18 protein-coding genes are annotated in these 14,507 nt (G+C 39.4%); 12 read left to right on the forward strand and 6 right to left on the reverse strand.

Annotation, left to right across the window (positions count from 1 at the left end; genetic code table 11):
* Positions 1 to 2: 2 nt before the first annotated feature.
* Positions 3 to 488 (reverse strand): GNAT family N-acetyltransferase, encoded by a 486-nt coding sequence (locus tag ACNR9Q_RS13570; protein WP_419211759.1) that lies wholly within the window; start codon positions 486 to 488, stop codon positions 3 to 5.
* A 77-nt stretch (positions 489 to 565) separates the two neighbouring features.
* Here ACNR9Q_RS13570 and ribD point away from each other — a divergent pair, with 77 nt between their 5' ends.
* From ribD to ACNR9Q_RS13590, 4 genes are read left to right on the forward strand one after another with little or no spacing between them, the layout of a single operon-like run.
* Entirely contained in the window at positions 566 to 1,669 is a 1,104-nt protein-coding gene (ribD, locus tag ACNR9Q_RS13575) for a bifunctional diaminohydroxyphosphoribosylaminopyrimidine deaminase/5-amino-6-(5-phosphoribosylamino)uracil reductase RibD (RefSeq protein ID WP_419211760.1), read from the forward strand.
* Positions 1,666 to 2,268 carry an HAD family hydrolase gene (locus ACNR9Q_RS13580; protein WP_419211761.1) on the forward strand — a complete coding sequence of 201 codons (603 nt, stop codon included), beginning with the start codon at positions 1,666 to 1,668 and terminating at the stop codon, positions 2,266 to 2,268. Before ribD ends, ACNR9Q_RS13580 begins: the two co-directional genes overlap by 4 nt.
* Positions 2,269 to 3,153 carry an EamA/RhaT family transporter gene (locus ACNR9Q_RS13585; RefSeq protein ID WP_419211762.1) on the forward strand — a complete coding sequence of 295 codons (885 nt, stop codon included), beginning with the start codon at positions 2,269 to 2,271 and terminating at the stop codon, positions 3,151 to 3,153.
* A gap of 22 nt (positions 3,154 to 3,175) precedes the next feature.
* Complete coding sequence (locus ACNR9Q_RS13590; RefSeq protein ID WP_419211763.1) at positions 3,176 to 3,781, forward strand: IMPACT family protein; 606 nt, start codon at positions 3,176 to 3,178, stop codon at positions 3,779 to 3,781.
* A 13-nt stretch (positions 3,782 to 3,794) separates the two neighbouring features.
* On the opposite strand, the gene ACNR9Q_RS13595 is transcribed toward ACNR9Q_RS13590, so the two are convergent.
* Positions 3,795 to 4,193 (reverse strand): acyl-CoA thioesterase, encoded by a 399-nt coding sequence (locus tag ACNR9Q_RS13595; protein ID WP_419211764.1) that lies wholly within the window; start codon positions 4,191 to 4,193, stop codon positions 3,795 to 3,797.
* Positions 4,194 to 4,396: 203 nt separating this feature from the next.
* On the opposite strand from ACNR9Q_RS13595, the gene dnaA reads away from it, so the two are divergent.
* From dnaA to ACNR9Q_RS13610, 3 genes are read left to right on the forward strand one after another with little or no spacing between them, the layout of a single operon-like run.
* Complete coding sequence (dnaA, locus tag ACNR9Q_RS13600; protein ID WP_419211765.1) at positions 4,397 to 5,821, forward strand: chromosomal replication initiator protein DnaA; 1,425 nt, start codon at positions 4,397 to 4,399, stop codon at positions 5,819 to 5,821.
* 12 nt (positions 5,822 to 5,833) lie between these two features.
* Positions 5,834 to 6,283, forward strand: a complete 450-nt coding sequence (locus ACNR9Q_RS13605) for a low molecular weight protein-tyrosine-phosphatase (RefSeq protein ID WP_419211766.1) — start codon at positions 5,834 to 5,836, stop codon at positions 6,281 to 6,283.
* 3 nt (positions 6,284 to 6,286) lie between these two features.
* The gene (locus ACNR9Q_RS13610) at positions 6,287 to 7,009 is read left to right on the forward strand and encodes an SAM-dependent methyltransferase (RefSeq protein ID WP_419211767.1); all 723 of its coding nucleotides are present in this window, start codon (positions 6,287 to 6,289) and stop codon (positions 7,007 to 7,009) included.
* 55 nt (positions 7,010 to 7,064) lie between these two features.
* Here ACNR9Q_RS13610 and ACNR9Q_RS13615 read toward each other — a convergent pair whose 3' ends face one another.
* The 4 genes from ACNR9Q_RS13615 to dapF form a co-directional block, all read right to left on the reverse strand.
* Positions 7,065 to 7,691 (reverse strand): hypothetical protein, encoded by a 627-nt coding sequence (locus tag ACNR9Q_RS13615; RefSeq protein WP_419211768.1) that lies wholly within the window; start codon positions 7,689 to 7,691, stop codon positions 7,065 to 7,067.
* A 148-nt stretch (positions 7,692 to 7,839) separates the two neighbouring features.
* Positions 7,840 to 8,883, reverse strand: a complete 1,044-nt coding sequence (gene mltG / locus ACNR9Q_RS13620; protein WP_419211769.1) for an endolytic transglycosylase MltG — start codon at positions 8,881 to 8,883, stop codon at positions 7,840 to 7,842.
* Complete coding sequence (locus ACNR9Q_RS13625; RefSeq protein ID WP_419211770.1) at positions 8,883 to 9,407, reverse strand: GNAT family N-acetyltransferase; 525 nt, start codon at positions 9,405 to 9,407, stop codon at positions 8,883 to 8,885. The genes mltG and ACNR9Q_RS13625 overlap by 1 nt, the downstream gene beginning before the upstream one ends.
* Positions 9,401 to 10,177 (reverse strand): diaminopimelate epimerase, encoded by a 777-nt coding sequence (gene dapF, locus ACNR9Q_RS13630; protein WP_419211771.1) that lies wholly within the window; start codon positions 10,175 to 10,177, stop codon positions 9,401 to 9,403. The genes ACNR9Q_RS13625 and dapF overlap by 7 nt, the downstream gene beginning before the upstream one ends.
* A gap of 129 nt (positions 10,178 to 10,306) precedes the next feature.
* On the opposite strand from dapF, the gene ACNR9Q_RS13635 reads away from it, so the two are divergent.
* From ACNR9Q_RS13635 to rplS, 5 genes are all read left to right on the forward strand, one after another.
* Positions 10,307 to 11,701, forward strand: coding sequence for a S1C family serine protease (locus tag ACNR9Q_RS13635; protein ID WP_419211772.1), 1,395 nt, complete (start codon positions 10,307 to 10,309; stop codon positions 11,699 to 11,701).
* Between the two features lie 318 nt (positions 11,702 to 12,019).
* Positions 12,020 to 12,649 carry a tRNA (guanine-N1)-methyltransferase gene (locus tag ACNR9Q_RS13640; protein ID WP_419211773.1) on the forward strand — a complete coding sequence of 210 codons (630 nt, stop codon included), beginning with the start codon at positions 12,020 to 12,022 and terminating at the stop codon, positions 12,647 to 12,649.
* Between the two features lie 14 nt (positions 12,650 to 12,663).
* Positions 12,664 to 13,125, forward strand: coding sequence for an N-acetyltransferase family protein (locus ACNR9Q_RS13645; protein ID WP_419211774.1), 462 nt, complete (start codon positions 12,664 to 12,666; stop codon positions 13,123 to 13,125).
* Positions 13,126 to 13,142: 17 nt separating this feature from the next.
* Entirely contained in the window at positions 13,143 to 13,817 is a 675-nt protein-coding gene (gene trmD, locus ACNR9Q_RS13650; RefSeq protein ID WP_419211775.1) for a tRNA (guanosine(37)-N1)-methyltransferase TrmD, read from the forward strand.
* 137 nt (positions 13,818 to 13,954) lie between these two features.
* Positions 13,955 to 14,305 carry a 50S ribosomal protein L19 gene (gene rplS / locus ACNR9Q_RS13655; RefSeq protein WP_419211776.1) on the forward strand — a complete coding sequence of 117 codons (351 nt, stop codon included), beginning with the start codon at positions 13,955 to 13,957 and terminating at the stop codon, positions 14,303 to 14,305.
* The last annotated feature ends 202 nt before the right edge of the window (positions 14,306 to 14,507 follow it).

Below are 14,507 nucleotides of genomic sequence, written 5' to 3' on the forward strand. Positions count from 1 at the left end.
GTTTATAAGGTTTTAAGCATCCAAACCGGACAAGAATAGTGTCCCGTATCGCCCATAGGGGCATCAATATATTCAAACCCCATTTTTCGGTATAGTTTCTGGGCGGCCTCCATATACGGCATGGTCTCCAGATAGCAGCCGTCAAAACCATATTCCTTGGCACGGTCTAAACAAACCGTAATCATTTCCTTACCCATGCCTTTGCCCCTAGCGGCTTCTAAAAAGTACATTTTTTGAAGCTCACAAATGTTCCCCCCGTAATTATCCAATTGGGCCACACCGGCACATCCTAAAATCTCCCCATTTTCCTCCACCACAAAATAAGTAGCCTTGGGCCGGTCATAATGCTCGAACATATGGTCCAAGGCTTTATCGGCATAAGCGGTACCCACTTTGGGAACACCCAGGTCTACCAAAACTTTACGTATCACTTCCGCAACTTGAGGGTTATCCTCCTTTTTGATTTCACGAATGATTACATTTTCCATACCGATGATGCAATAGGTTTTAAAGTGCTATTTTTGAAGCGTGAAGATACGTGTTATGCGTAAAAAGCTAAAGTTTGATGTCCAATAAAAATCCCGATTTCAATTTTACCCCTGAGGCCGATTTGGATTTGTTCACCACCGATGAAAAATTCATGCACCGGGCAATTCAAATCGCCAAAAACGGCTTGGGCCAGACCGCTCCCAACCCCATGGTGGGCGCCGTAATCGTATATGATTCTAAAATCATCGGGGAAGGCTTTACCAGCCCTTTTGGCGGTCCGCACGCAGAAGTAAACGCCATTGCATCGGTAAAGGAACCCTCACTTTTAAAATCGTCCACTTTGTACGTAACCTTGGAACCCTGTTCGCACTATGGTAAAACACCGCCTTGTGCCGATTTGATCATCAAACACAAAATACCTAAAGTGGTCGTTGGTTTACGAGATCCCCACGAAAAAGTTGCGGGAAAAGGTATTCAAAAATTGGAGGAAGTCGGATGCCAAGTTACGGTGGGCACTTTGGAAAAAGCTTGTGCCGAACATCACAAACGCTTTCTCACCTTCCACACCAAAAAAAGACCTTACCTAATTTTAAAATGGGCCGAAACCTTCGACGGATTCTTAGCCCCAGAACCAACCAAACGCGGTGAGACCAAGGAACCATATTGGATTACCAATCCCAAGTCTCGCCAATTGGTGCACAAATGGCGCAGTGAGGAACAGGGTATTCTAGTAGGAACGAGTACAGTTCTGGCCGACAATCCTCAACTGAACTTGCGCAATTGGGATGGCCGACCCCCCAAACGTATTGTCCTGGACCGAAGCTTAAAAATTCCGCATCACTGTCATGTCTTTGACGGCACACAACCTACCCTAGTTTGTACGGATATTAATGATGAACATCAGTACCAAGAGGGCATCACCTATCGATTACTTGATTTTAAAAAAAATGTGCCTCAACAGCTTTGTCAAATCCTATTTGAAGAACAAATACAAAGTGTCATCATCGAAGGTGGAGCCCGAACCTTGGAATGTTTTATCGAAAGTGGACTTTGGGACGAAGCCCGAATTTTTAAAGGCTCCACTACTTTTGGAAAAGGGCTCAAGGCCCCGCGAATTACCGGTACCATACAAAACCAATATTCCATTTTGACGGACCAACTAACCGTACTTACGCCATGATCAAGAACATCGTATTTGACTTTGGGGATATCTTCATCAATTTAGACAAGCAGGCCCCATTTAGGGAAATGGCTAAATTTGGGCTTACCCAAATGACGCCGGCGCTAGACCAATTTGCCAAAAGTTATGAGATGGGATTGGTGGAATCGGCAGATTTTTTAAGAGAAATGCAAGCACTCTTTCCTAATGCTACCCAAGAACGGATAAAGGCAGCCTGGAATTCCATCATTCTAGACTTTCCTGCATATCGCCTGGACTTCATCGAAGCCTTGAAAAAGGAAGATACCTATCGGTTGTTTTTGCTCAGCAATACGAACGACCTGCATATCCAACAGGTTAAGGAATCTATGGGCATGGAGCATTACCAACGTTTTCAAAACTGCTTTGAGAGATTTTACCTATCCCACGAAATCAAGATGCGCAAGCCTAATGCCGATATCTATGAGTTTGTTTTGGAAGAGAACGGGTTGCATCCAAAGGAATCATTTTTTATTGACGACACCAAAGAAAATACCGATAGTGCGGCGGCATTGGGCATCCGAGTATGGAATTTACAGGTAGGATCACAGGATATTATCGAATTAAAAACGCATTTGTAAATGGTCTACCTGTTCCTGAGCGTTCTCGCCTCCAGTCTTATTTTCGTTGTATTTAAACTTTTCGGTATCTATAAGGTGCAGACCCTGTATGCCATCATCGTTAACTACATCACGGCCTGTACCGTAGGACTATTGTACTACGACGCACCGCTGATTTTGGTTGAAATTCCACAAAAGAGCTGGTTTCCGGGAGCAGTGGCCTTAGGACTACTGTTCATTCTCATTTTCAGTTTGATAGCGGCCACCTCTCAAAAATTAGGGGTATCCGTGGCCTCTGTGGCTACAAAAATGTCATTAGTGATTCCCGTTCTGTCCGGGGTTTATCTGTACAATGAAGCATTGACCCTATTGGAAGTCATTGGAATTATCCTGGCTTTGTTCGCTGTCTATTTTGCATCGCTCAAAGAGAGGAAAATAAAGGCCAAGAAATGGGCTTTTTTATTACCGCTGTTGGCGTTTCTAGGATCCGGGCTTATCGATACCAGTATTAAATACTTTCAGGAATTTTACATGCAAGAAGACGAATATGCGCTGTTTTCGGCCACCGTATTCGCATCCGCGGCCGTGTTAGGTGGAATCTTCATTTTAACAAAATCGATTAAAAAACCGATGGGAATTAATTTTAGGAATGTACTAGGTGGTATCTGCTTGGGCGTACCCAATTATTTTTCCATCTACTTTCTATTGAAAGCTTTACAGCATCCTATGTTAACCAGTGCATCCGTATTCACCATCAATAATGTGGCCATCGTCATGTTATCCACACTGCTCGGTATCGTTTTGTTCAAAGAGATACTTTCCCTAAAAAATTGGCTAGGAATTGGCCTTGCCATCATTAGTATTGTTTTGGTAGCTTTGGGGGATACTATTTCAAACCTTTTGTAAGTTAATTTCTTAAACTCCTTCGATGTACAGTTATCGAACCATCAACAAACCGGTAGGGCCCATTCTTCTCAAAGAAAAGAAGAGCAAGTTCTATGGCTATGTGTTTCCGGTAAGCGATGAGGATCAGGTAAAAGAACATATCGAACTACTGAAAAAAGAATACCCCACGGCCAATCATGTCTGCTACGCATGGCAAATGGGGGTCGAAGAAAGATTGTACCGTGCCAATGACGATGGCGAACCGAACAATTCTGCCGGGATGCCCATTTACGGACAGTTACAATCCTTTGATATTACAAATGTTTTGGTTGCCGTAGTTCGGATTTTCGGAGGCACTAAACTGGGTGTTGGTGGTTTGATAAGTGCTTACAAGGAGACGGCCAAATTGGCTTTGGAAGAGGCTGAAATCGTTGAAAAAATACTTCAGCAAAACCTAAGCATTGTTTTTGAATATCCAGAATTGGATACGGTCATGCGCTTGGTAAAAAAGCATCAACTCACCATCATTTCACAAAAACTCCATTTGAAATGCAAGATTGAAATCTCCGTTCCCAAAAGTGATTTCAAGAAAACACTTGCTCTTTTAAAGGCCCATCACAAATTGGAAATAATAGAGGAAGAACGCTAACTTTTAAAACCCCTTAAAACTCCAATTTCTCCAGAAGAATCGCTGGACATTGCATGGGGCGTTTTCGTTTCATATCCATAAAAACCAAAACGGTATTGGCAGTGGCCAACAACTCACCTGCCTCATTGGTTATCTCATAGTCGAACTCGATCCGAACAGCGGGCTTCTTTTTCAAAAATACTTTTACCGTAATCAAGTCATCATACAAAGCGGGCTTCACGTATTGTATCGATAAACTTATTACCGGAAGCATAACTCCCTCCTCCTCCATTTGCTTATAGGAAATTCCTAAATCACGTAACCACTCGACCCGTGCCATCTCTAAATATTGGGCATAATTGCCATGATAGACCACACCCATCTGATCGGTTTCTCCGTATCTTATTCTAAAAGAAATTTGATTTGTACGCATTTTTTTAAAGTAAAAAGTATATATTTAAAAGCTCCCCCAAGAGTGTGCGAACATGAGAAAAAAAAAGGTAAGATTCAATGGGTATGCATTTTTTTTTTAGATATTTTGTTCACATATTTGCCCAAGTTGAATGATAACGTAGATTGGTATTTTTTCGATTTTCTTTGGCTATAAGCTAATCTTTAAAACGCATAGAATATATTATGACCTTGAATGCTAATTCCGTATGGAAAAATTGTTTGATATTTATTCAGGATAATATCCAACCGCAGGCATTCAAAACTTGGTTTGAGCCTATCAAACCAATTAAGTTAGCTGACAATGCGCTAAGCATACAAGTACCCAGTAAATTTTTTTACGAGTGGCTAGAAGAGCATTATGTCAAACTCTTGAAGGTTGCCCTTACCAAAGAATTGGGCGAGAGCGCTAAATTGGTCTATATCATCCGGATGGAGAATACCTACGGAAACAAAGAGCCGTTCACGGAGAAAATTCCAAGTTCAAATAGAGGTGCGATGTCAGCACAAGAAATGGATGTTCCGATCAAATCTAAAAATCCTGAATTACGCAATCCGTTCGTAATCCCTGGAATCAGAAATATTAAAATAGAATCCCAATTAAACCCGAACTATAATTTCGATAATTTCTTGGAAGGTGATTCTAACCGATTGGCACGTTCTGCGGGAATGGCCGTTGCGAATAAACCGGGAGGAACTTCTTTCAACCCACTTTTAGTTTTTGGGGGTGTAGGTTTGGGTAAAACCCACTTGGCCCATGCCATTGGGGTGGAGATAAAAGATAAATATCCAGAACGCACCGTTCTCTATATTTCTGCCGAGAAATTTACACAGCAATACATTGAATCGGTCAAAAAGAATACTAGAAATGATTTCATTCATTTCTATCAATTGATCGATGTATTGATTATTGACGATGTTCAATTTTTATCTGGAAAGTCGGGTACACAAGATGTGTTCTTCCATATTTTCAATCATCTACATCAAAACGGAAAACAGGTAATCCTTACCTCCGATAAGGCACCGGTCGATATGCAGGATATTGAGCAACGTCTCTTATCGCGCTTTAAATGGGGACTATCGGCAGAATTACAAAGCCCTGATTACGAGACACGTATATCCATCTTAAAGAACAAACTATATAGGGATGGCGTAGAAATTCCCGAAGACATTATCGAATATGTCGCCAAACATATCAAAAGCAATATTAGGGAGCTTGAAGGGGCCATTATTTCATTGATCGCACAGTCAACGCTCAATAAACGAGAAGTTACCATAGAATTGGCCCAACAGGTTGTTGAAAAATTCGTTAAGAATACCAAACGGGAAGTTTCTATCGATTATATTCAAAAAGTGGTGTCCGATTATTTCGAAATGGATGTGGCCACATTACAATCCAAAACCAGAAAAAGACACATTGTTCAAGCCAGACAATTGGCCATGTTCTTTGCCAAGAAATTCACAAAGGCATCATTGGCCAGTATTGGGTCGCAAATTGGAAAAAGAGATCACGCTACTGTTCTACATGCCTGTAAAACCGTTGATAATCTTGCGGAGACCGATAAACAGTTCCGCAAATATATTGATGATCTAACCAAAAAATTCTCTTAATAAGCTGTACAAATGAAGGTGTTGATGGTTTGCCTGGGTAATATCTGTAGGTCACCATTGGCCGAAGGTATACTTAAGAGCAAAGTCGACTCGGCCTACATAAAAGTTGATTCGGCCGGTACAGCAAGCTATCATGTCGGCAACCCTCCAGACCCAAGGTCGATTAAAGTGGCACAAGAAAATGGCATCGATATCAGCAAGCAGCGGTGTAGAAAATTTACAGCTTCAGATTTTGACCGATTCGATTTGATCTATGCTATGGATAAAAGTAATTATGGCAATATCATCGGGCTGGCGAGAACTAAAGAAGATACCGAAAAAGTTAGATTGCTGTTAAGTGAAATCGATTTGGACGATAAGGAAGTACCTGACCCCTATTACGATTCCAGGGATGGTTTTGAAAAGGTATATCGAATGATAGACCAAGCCTGTGATGTAATTGCAGCACGATTAGAAAAATAAAACATGAGCGTACAAAACGGGAAAACAGGAAATGTCTATTTGATTCCTTCTACCTTAGGCGATATGGCCCCGTTAGAGGTATTACCGATATCCATTAAACAGGCAATTGAAAAAATAGACCATTATGTGGTGGAGAACGAAAAGACGGCACGCCATTTTATTAAAAAAATAAGTCCTCGAAAATCCCAGCCATCCTTAAAACTCTCGGTACTCAACAAATTTACAGAGCCACAGGAAATACCAAGTTTTCTAGATCCTTGCCTGCAAGGCATCGATTTAGGAATTCTATCTGAGGCTGGTTGTCCGGGCATTGCGGATCCAGGTGCCGCAGTGGTAAAAATTGCACATGAAAAGAATATTCAGGTTATACCTTTGGTAGGCCCATCCTCTATTTTACTGGCCTTGATGGCCAGCGGAATGAACGGTCAGAATTTTGCCTTTAACGGTTATCTTCCAATTGACGGGGCGGAACGAAAGAAGTACATAAAAAATCTGGAACGTAAATCTAAAGAAGAAAATCAATCTCAAGTATTCATTGAAACACCATACCGCAATAATAAAATGCTTGAAGAGCTCATTAAATCATTGATGCCAAGTACACGTATTTGTGTTGCGGCAGATATTACCCTTCCGACGGAATACATTAAGACCAAAACTGCACAAAACTGGAAGAACGAAAAGGTAGACCTTCATAAAAGACCTGCTATTTTCATCCTTCAGGCATAAAAAAAACCTTGACACTAATTGCCAAGGTTTCCATTTTCATAATCGCATCAACCTCTTAAATCCTTGGATTTCGCTTTGGCAAAATCATGGAAATATCATAGCCAGAAAACTTTTTCATGTAGTTGGATATACTGGTGCCATAACCATCGTTGATATCCATGCGGCCCTGAGATCTTAAGTATAATTTCACGTTACCCGGACCTGCCAAATGCGCTGCAGCCAATATCCCCGATTCAGTGATTTCTACACCACCCATATAGGTGCCCACATAGCGCTCAATGTCCTTTCTTAGAATCCACTTATTACGGGATATATTAACGTAGAACACCTTTTCCTGAAGCACAGGGTCATTTAAAAAATGATCTCCATTGTAAACTCCCACTAATTCTAGGGTGCCTAGACCAAATTGGTATTTGCCCAAATAACCATACGTATTTATGACAAAATAATTCCCTTGAGACTCTTTAAAGGCCAAGGCCTCCTTAAAACCAATGAATTGAGTACCGATAAAAGGGGGATTGAAATCAGATAAATAAGTTTTGTCTTGGGGAAACAAAACTACAGTAGGTTCTTTTACTTTAAGCAGCTCTGGAACTTCAACCTTAAAAGGTTTAAATCCAAAACCAGATAAAATAAACATCACGATAAGAGGACAACAGACTATTAATATCCATCTTCTCATATTAGTTATTTCTTAAGACTTATAGCGACTACTTTTTGCTTGCTTAAATTTCTGCGACAAAGATAGAACTGATACTATAGTAGTTTAAGAAGGTTCTGTTAAAAGAATACACATTTAGTTAACATGTGCTAAAATTCGGACAAAAACCTTACCTATTGATCTTTTGAGCATTAATCCATCGGATGTACTGCTCTTTATTTCGGTTATGTTGCGTTAAACTCTCTGCAAACATATGATAACCGAATTTTTCAACATTGGCCACGAAATAGTAATAGTTGTGCTTTTCAGGATTCAAAACCGCATCGATGGCCGAAATATCGGGCATAGCGATAGGGCCCGGTGGTAAGCCGGCGTACTTATACGTATTATAGGGAGAATCTAGATTCAGGTCCTTATACAATACCCGTTTGATAATCGTATCAAAGTCTCCCGATTTCTTTTTTATCGCATAGATTACCGTGGGATCTGCCTGTAATAACATATTCTTCTTCAAGCGGTTTAAATAAACTCCCGCCACTCTTGGTCGTTCGTCGACCTTTGCCGTTTCCTTATGAACTATAGAAGCTAAGGCTATGACCTCATTGGTCTCCAATCCTATGGCTCCTGCCTTTGCAAGACGCGCATCGGTCCAAAATCGTTTATATTCCTTCACCATTCGGTCACGGAATTCGGTTGCAGAAGTGTTCCAAAAAAATTCATAGCTGTTGGGAATATAAGGCGACAGCTTGTTTGCGTCATTGAATCCGTTATTTTTTAAAAAGTCGGCATCTTCAAAGGCTGCCAAGAGACCCAGACTGTCCGCTTCAATTTGACTTGCAATTCTCCCTGCCAAATCCTGTACCGTTTCCTGATTATTAAAGGACACTTTTACCGGAATATTTCCGCTTCGTAGGGAGTTGACAATTTCATTATTGTTCATTCCTTTCCCTATTCTATATTTTCCAGGTTTTATATTCTCCAGGTATCCTTTTTTATCAGCGGCCGATTTAAAGGACCCCATATCCTTTATTAAAGGTTCCAATTGTGTTTCTAGTGTTTGAAAAGATGTATCTGTAGGGATATAAACAAAGGCTTCTTCATTATTGAAACTTGTATTGGGCGTAAAGAAGGTGGCATACACCATGTAAGCGAAGATTCCTCCACCAATTAAACCCGCAAGTACAATCCCCAATAAAATACGCTTGATATACATTAGCAATTTATTTTTTGTAATAGAACTTCATTTTTATAAGAACCATTGGTACGTATCCAATCCTTTTTAATTCCTATTTGTATAAATCCCAATTTTTTGAACAAGTGTAAACTTGCCTGATTCTCTTCTAAGATATTGGCAAACACCTGTCGTAAATCCAGCACGTTAAAAACGTAATCACAGAGTAATGTAATGGCCTGGGCCCCTATTCCCTTATTGCGCTGTTTCTCATCTAAAACAATGATTCCCAAACCTGCACGCTTATGATGAGGGTCAAAATCAAAAATGTCGACCAGGCCCAATGTTTTATGCTCGTTTGAAGAAATTACCAAACGTAATTGCTTCACCTCGAATACATCTCTATGGGCATTATCCAAATAGAGTTGCAAAACATCTTTAGAGTATGGACTGAGCGTACCACTGATTTCCCAAACCTCGGGATTGTTTTCAAGTTCGTACAGGAAATTGAGGTCAGTCCGCTCCAAAGCCCTAAGATAAATTTGATCTCCGTGTAGTTTTACCATGAAACCTCGCCTTTGAAAACCTGCCTTGCCTCACCTTTTAAATAGATATCACTGTACATCCCATTTTTCTCAACAAAGGACACTTCTAAACTTCCTCCCAAGGCATTAATCGCCACTTTACTTTGCTTCGTTTTCCCTAAATGGTACATGCCAAGCGCAACGGCTGTAACTCCCGTACCACAGGATAAGGTTTCATCTTCGACACCTCTCTCATAGGTGCGTATATCGAAGCCACCGGACGTATTTTCCTCAACAAAATTTATATTACTCCCTTTTTCACCGTATACCCCGTAACGCAGACGTGCTCCTTCCTTTGGCACTTGAAAGTTTTTTAAATTTTCCACCAATTGAACGTGATGCGGAGACCCCGTATTTAAAAACAGGGCGTTTGGCTTTTCATTTATTTCATGAACATCGAGCATTTTTAAACTGACAAGATCTCCATCTATCGTGGCTTCATGCAAGCCATCTACCGCTACAAAAGTGGTTTGATTTTTAATTAAGCCTAAAAAATGGGCAAATGCTACGATACACCTTCCACCATTACCACACATGCTTCCCTCATTTCCATCGGCGTTGTAGTACACCATTTTAAAATCGGAATCCCCGTCATTTTCCAAAAGGATCAGTCCGTCAGCGCCAATACCGAATCTACGATGGCATAGGTGTGCGACCAACTCGGTATTCTGTTTCGGAAAAAGGCCATTGCGATTGTCGATCATCACAAAATCATTTCCAGTTCCCTGATATTTATAAAACGTATTTTTCATTTTAAGTAAACTAGCCACAAATATAAGGTTTAATTAAATTTTTATCCGCAGTTAAAAACTAGTTAAACCCGTATAAAAAAGTATAAAATCAAGTAATTTTACGTCCCATACGTTAAAACTTTAAAGATTATGAAAAGAATAGCAAGCCTTCTTCTTGTTTCAGTTTTCGCAGGAGCGATAACGTTAGGTTCCTATAAACTTTTTTTTGAAAAAGAGAACTTCACGATTGTAACCCAAGAAAGCGGTAATGGTGTTTTTAATACGAATTATACTCCTACTTCTGCCAAAGGGGCGGGAATTAATGAGGTAGATTTCACCATGGCGGCTGAAAATACGGTAAATGCCGTAGTACACGTTAAAAATATCACCTTGAGTAAAGGCCCGACCAGTATCTTCGATTTATTCGTTTATGGCTCAGGTAACAGTGCCGTGCCTCAAGTAGGTACAGGTTCTGGAGTAATCATATCACCAGATGGGTATATTGTAACCAACAACCATGTTATTTCTCATGCGACCCAACTTCAAGTCACCCTTAACAATAACAGAACCTATGACGCAGAACTTATTGGTACCGACCCAAATTCTGACATAGCACTTATTAAAATAGATGCTGCCGATAAATTACCTTATTTGGCCTTTGGTGATTCTGACGGCACTAAAATTGGCGAATGGGTATTAGCTGTTGGAAATCCTTTTAATCTTACTTCAACCGTAACTGCGGGCATTGTGAGCGCAAAAGCCAGGAATTTAGGGAAAAATCAATCTTTTATACAAACCGATGCTGCCGTAAATCCTGGAAATTCAGGAGGTGCATTGGTGAATACGAATGGAGATTTGGTAGGTATCAATACCGCCATTACCTCACAAACCGGTTCTTATGTTGGTTATTCGTTTGCGGTTCCGAGTAATATTGCGAAAAAGGTTGTGCAAGATATATTGGAATACGGTAATGTTCAAAAGGGTTTCATAGGAATCGTTCCAGCTCCTGTTAATACCAGAGATGCCATTGAAAGAGGGATCAATAATATAGACGGTGTTTTCATAGAGATCGTGGAGGAAGAATCCGCTGCGGAAGAAGCGGGAATCTTAGTTGGAGATATCATTAAAAAGGTAGATGCAATTGACGTCCATAAATTTCCTGACCTTACAGGATACCTATCTACCAAACGACCAGGTGACACCTTACAAATAGTTATTGAGCGAAATGACGAATTAATGGAATTACCGGTAACTTTAAAAGAACGACAAGAACTTGTAGTTCCTGAAATGGGATTAGAAGTACGTAACCTCACCGAACAGGATAAAAAAGTATTTAAAACAAAAACTGGTGTAAAAATAGTGGGGGTACCTGAACGCTACAGAGGATATGGTTTGGACAATAAAGTTATCCTTAAGATAGATGATACCGAAATTGGCAATATTGATGATGCCTACAACGCATTTGGGCGTATTTCCAGATATGGAAAAACAGTGATTACCATGCTGGGTTCCAATGGCGAGAAAGACCGTCTTATATTCCAATAATAAACTCATATAGTACTACAAAAGCCTCCATTAAAAGGAGGCTTTTTTATTAAAGATTGCCGAATGGGTAATTTATGTGTTCTTTAACACCACAACCCTTTAAAAAACCACTTAAAATGCATGGGGCATTGTTTTAAAAATATATGATAGAGGTCTATAATACACCAACAATAAAATATAGTTTAAAACATCTATTCTTAATTCACATACGTACATAATAAAGGCTAACAACCTTTGGCCTTTTTTTTTTATTAATTGACTTTAATAAATTACTTTAGTCAACTCTAAATCATTATTTTTAATCCAATAACCTATTACATGAAAGTCTATAGAATACTATTTTTACTAGCATTTTTGCTGGTCACTAACTTACAATTTGCACAAGAGACAGAAGAAACAGAAGAAGATGATAAATTGTCGTTGGATGAAGGACCAATAAGTAATCAATTTGATTATGTGGCTAAACGTTCTGGAAATTATAGGGCCGACGGCGTTCGCTACGAAGTGGTGAAAGAAACCAATCTTTTTAAATTACGTAAAAATGTTTTGGATTCTCTTGACGCCATGAATAAAAAGACCGGTGAACTCAAGGCGACTATAGCCGAACATGAAACTACAATTACTTCCTTAAATAAAAAATTAGACGAGACCACGACCAATCTAACCGCCGTAACAGAAGAAAAAGACAGCATGTCCTTTATTGGTATACCGGTTTCAAAAGGAACCTATAATTTCATTCTTTGGACTATCATAGGAGGTTTATTTCTGTTACTAGGGCTTTTCATCTATCGATTTAGAAATAGCAATATCCTCACACAAGAAGCCAAGCAAAACCTTTCGGAGCTTGAGATAGAGTATGAAGATCATAGAAGAAGGGCTTTGGAACGCGAACAGAAAATAAGTAGGCAGCTTCAGGACGAAATCAATAAACAGAAAAAATCAAAATAACTAAAAGCTCCTCAATGGAGCTTTTTTTTGATATGGTAAGAATAAAAAGAATTACTGCAGCACAAATCGATGATGTCGTTAACCTTTTCAACGACTACCGTATTTTCTATACAATGGAATCTGACCTCGATGCCGCTAAACTATTTTTAAGCGATCGATTACATAAAAATGAATCAATTGTTTTCGCTGCCTATAGCGAAGGTATCGCCGTAGGGTTTACGCAACTCTATTACACGTTTTCGTCCGTAACTTTAGAACGTTATTTAATTTTAAACGACCTATATGTAGCGAAATCACATCGAAATAAAAGTATCGGCAAGCATCTTTTGGTAACCGCTCAAGACTATTGTAAAATGAACGGATTTAAAGGTCTTGCCTTAGAAACGGCGATTGACAATCCGGCTCAAAAATTATACGAACAGCTCGGTTGGGTAAAGGATTACCACTGTTTTCACTACTTTTGGGCAGCCAATTAAAAATACCTTCCCTTAAAATGCGAATAGATATCATTACCGTATTACCAGAATTACTTACTAGTCCGTTCGAAGCCTCTATTTTAAAAAGGGCCATAGACAAAGGATTGGTTGAGGTTCACTTTCACAATCTTAGGGATTATACAGATACCAAATACCGCAATGTAGATGATTATCAATTTGGTGGTGGTGCCGGAATGGTTTTGATGATAGAACCTATCGATAAATGTATTGCCCATCTTAAGTCTGAGCGTTCCTATGACGAAATCATTTATATGACCCCAGATGGTGCTACGTTGCAGCAACAAATGGCCAACCAACTCTCTATGGTTGAAAATATGATTATACTCTGCGGCCACTATAAAGGAGTGGATCAACGTGTTAGGGATGCCTACATTACAAAAGAAATTTCCATTGGTGATTATGTGCTTTCTGGAGGTGAGTTAGGGGCAGCGGTACTTTGCGATACTATTATTCGATTACTACCAGGTGTCTTGAACGATGAAACCTCTGCCCTAACGGATACATTTCAAGACGGACTTTTAGCACCACCTGTCTATACTAGGCCAGCGGAATATAAAGGCATGAAAGTACCTGATATTTTATTGAGCGGTAACTTTGGGAAAATTGAAGAATGGCGTGAAAACAAAGCCTACGAACGCACCGAAAAGTTACGTCCTGATTTATTGGAATAACATTTTATGGTTTTTCAATTAAAAAGAAGAGAAAATACTTGTAGGTTATCATAGAAGGATTAATTTTGCAGCCTGTTAGAATAACCTCTGACGAAAATCGTGAACGTTGCTCTAATTTAATTCCAATTAACAATACAATGGAATCATTAATAAAATTTGTACAGGACGAATTCGTAACCAAAAAAGAATTCCCTAAGTTTTCTTCAGGAGATACTATTACGGTATACTACGAGATCAAAGAAGGTGAAAAAACCAGAACACAGTTTTTTAAAGGTGTAGTGATACAACGAAGAGGAACAGGTGCTACGGAAACGTTTACCATTCGTAAAATGTCTGGAACGGTTGGTGTAGAACGTATCTTCCCAATTAACTTACCTGCGCTTCAAAAAATAGAGGTGAACAAAAAAGGTAAAGTTCGTAGATCTAGAATCTACTACTTCCGTGAATTAACCGGTAAGAAAGCCAGAATCAAAGAAGTTAGAGGATAAATTTTTCATATCCAATAGTGATATAAGCACCGAGTCAAAACTGACTCGGTGCTTTTTTATGAACAAATGTGAATAACACTAGTTCACAACCTGTTGATTAATAAATATTTAAGAAATTCGTACGAATCCAATTTTTCCTTATCTTTAAGGTATAATTCAAGATTTGAACAGGCTAAAAAAGTTCATTTTGAGAATTATTACA

This window comes from Maribacter sp. X9 (genome assembly GCF_048537565.1).
Classification (GTDB): domain Bacteria; phylum Bacteroidota; class Bacteroidia; order Flavobacteriales; family Flavobacteriaceae; genus Maribacter.

Bases quoted from the DNA above. Each gene is read 5' to 3' on its own strand.
- ACNR9Q_RS13615 (WP_419211768.1), bottom strand. From the start codon at position 7,691: ATGAGAAGATGGATATTAATAGTCTGTTGTCCTCTTATCGTGATGTTT.
- ACNR9Q_RS13570 (WP_419211759.1), bottom strand. From the start codon at position 488: ATGGAAAATGTAATCATTCGTGAAATCAAAAAGGAGGATAACCCTCAA.
- ACNR9Q_RS13585 (WP_419211762.1), top strand. From the start codon at position 2,269: ATGGTCTACCTGTTCCTGAGCGTTCTCGCCTCCAGTCTTATTTTCGTT.
- ACNR9Q_RS13640 (WP_419211773.1), top strand. From the start codon at position 12,020: ATGAAAGTCTATAGAATACTATTTTTACTAGCATTTTTGCTGGTCACT.
- ACNR9Q_RS13580 (WP_419211761.1), top strand. From the start codon at position 1,666: ATGATCAAGAACATCGTATTTGACTTTGGGGATATCTTCATCAATTTA.
- ACNR9Q_RS13610 (WP_419211767.1), top strand. From the start codon at position 6,287: ATGAGCGTACAAAACGGGAAAACAGGAAATGTCTATTTGATTCCTTCT.
- ACNR9Q_RS13605 (WP_419211766.1), top strand. From the start codon at position 5,834: ATGAAGGTGTTGATGGTTTGCCTGGGTAATATCTGTAGGTCACCATTG.
- dapF (WP_419211771.1), bottom strand. From the start codon at position 10,177: ATGAAAAATACGTTTTATAAATATCAGGGAACTGGAAATGATTTTGTG.
- ACNR9Q_RS13595 (WP_419211764.1), bottom strand. From the start codon at position 4,193: ATGCGTACAAATCAAATTTCTTTTAGAATAAGATACGGAGAAACCGAT.
- dnaA (WP_419211765.1), top strand. From the start codon at position 4,397: ATGACCTTGAATGCTAATTCCGTATGGAAAAATTGTTTGATATTTATT.
- ribD (WP_419211760.1), top strand. From the start codon at position 566: ATGTCCAATAAAAATCCCGATTTCAATTTTACCCCTGAGGCCGATTTG.
- rplS (WP_419211776.1), top strand. From the start codon at position 13,955: ATGGAATCATTAATAAAATTTGTACAGGACGAATTCGTAACCAAAAAA.
- mltG (WP_419211769.1), bottom strand. From the start codon at position 8,883: ATGTATATCAAGCGTATTTTATTGGGGATTGTACTTGCGGGTTTAATT.
- ACNR9Q_RS13590 (WP_419211763.1), top strand. From the start codon at position 3,176: ATGTACAGTTATCGAACCATCAACAAACCGGTAGGGCCCATTCTTCTC.
- ACNR9Q_RS13645 (WP_419211774.1), top strand. From the start codon at position 12,664: ATGGAGCTTTTTTTTGATATGGTAAGAATAAAAAGAATTACTGCAGCA.
- ACNR9Q_RS13625 (WP_419211770.1), bottom strand. From the start codon at position 9,407: ATGGTAAAACTACACGGAGATCAAATTTATCTTAGGGCTTTGGAGCGG.
- ACNR9Q_RS13635 (WP_419211772.1), top strand. From the start codon at position 10,307: ATGAAAAGAATAGCAAGCCTTCTTCTTGTTTCAGTTTTCGCAGGAGCG.
- trmD (WP_419211775.1), top strand. From the start codon at position 13,143: ATGCGAATAGATATCATTACCGTATTACCAGAATTACTTACTAGTCCG.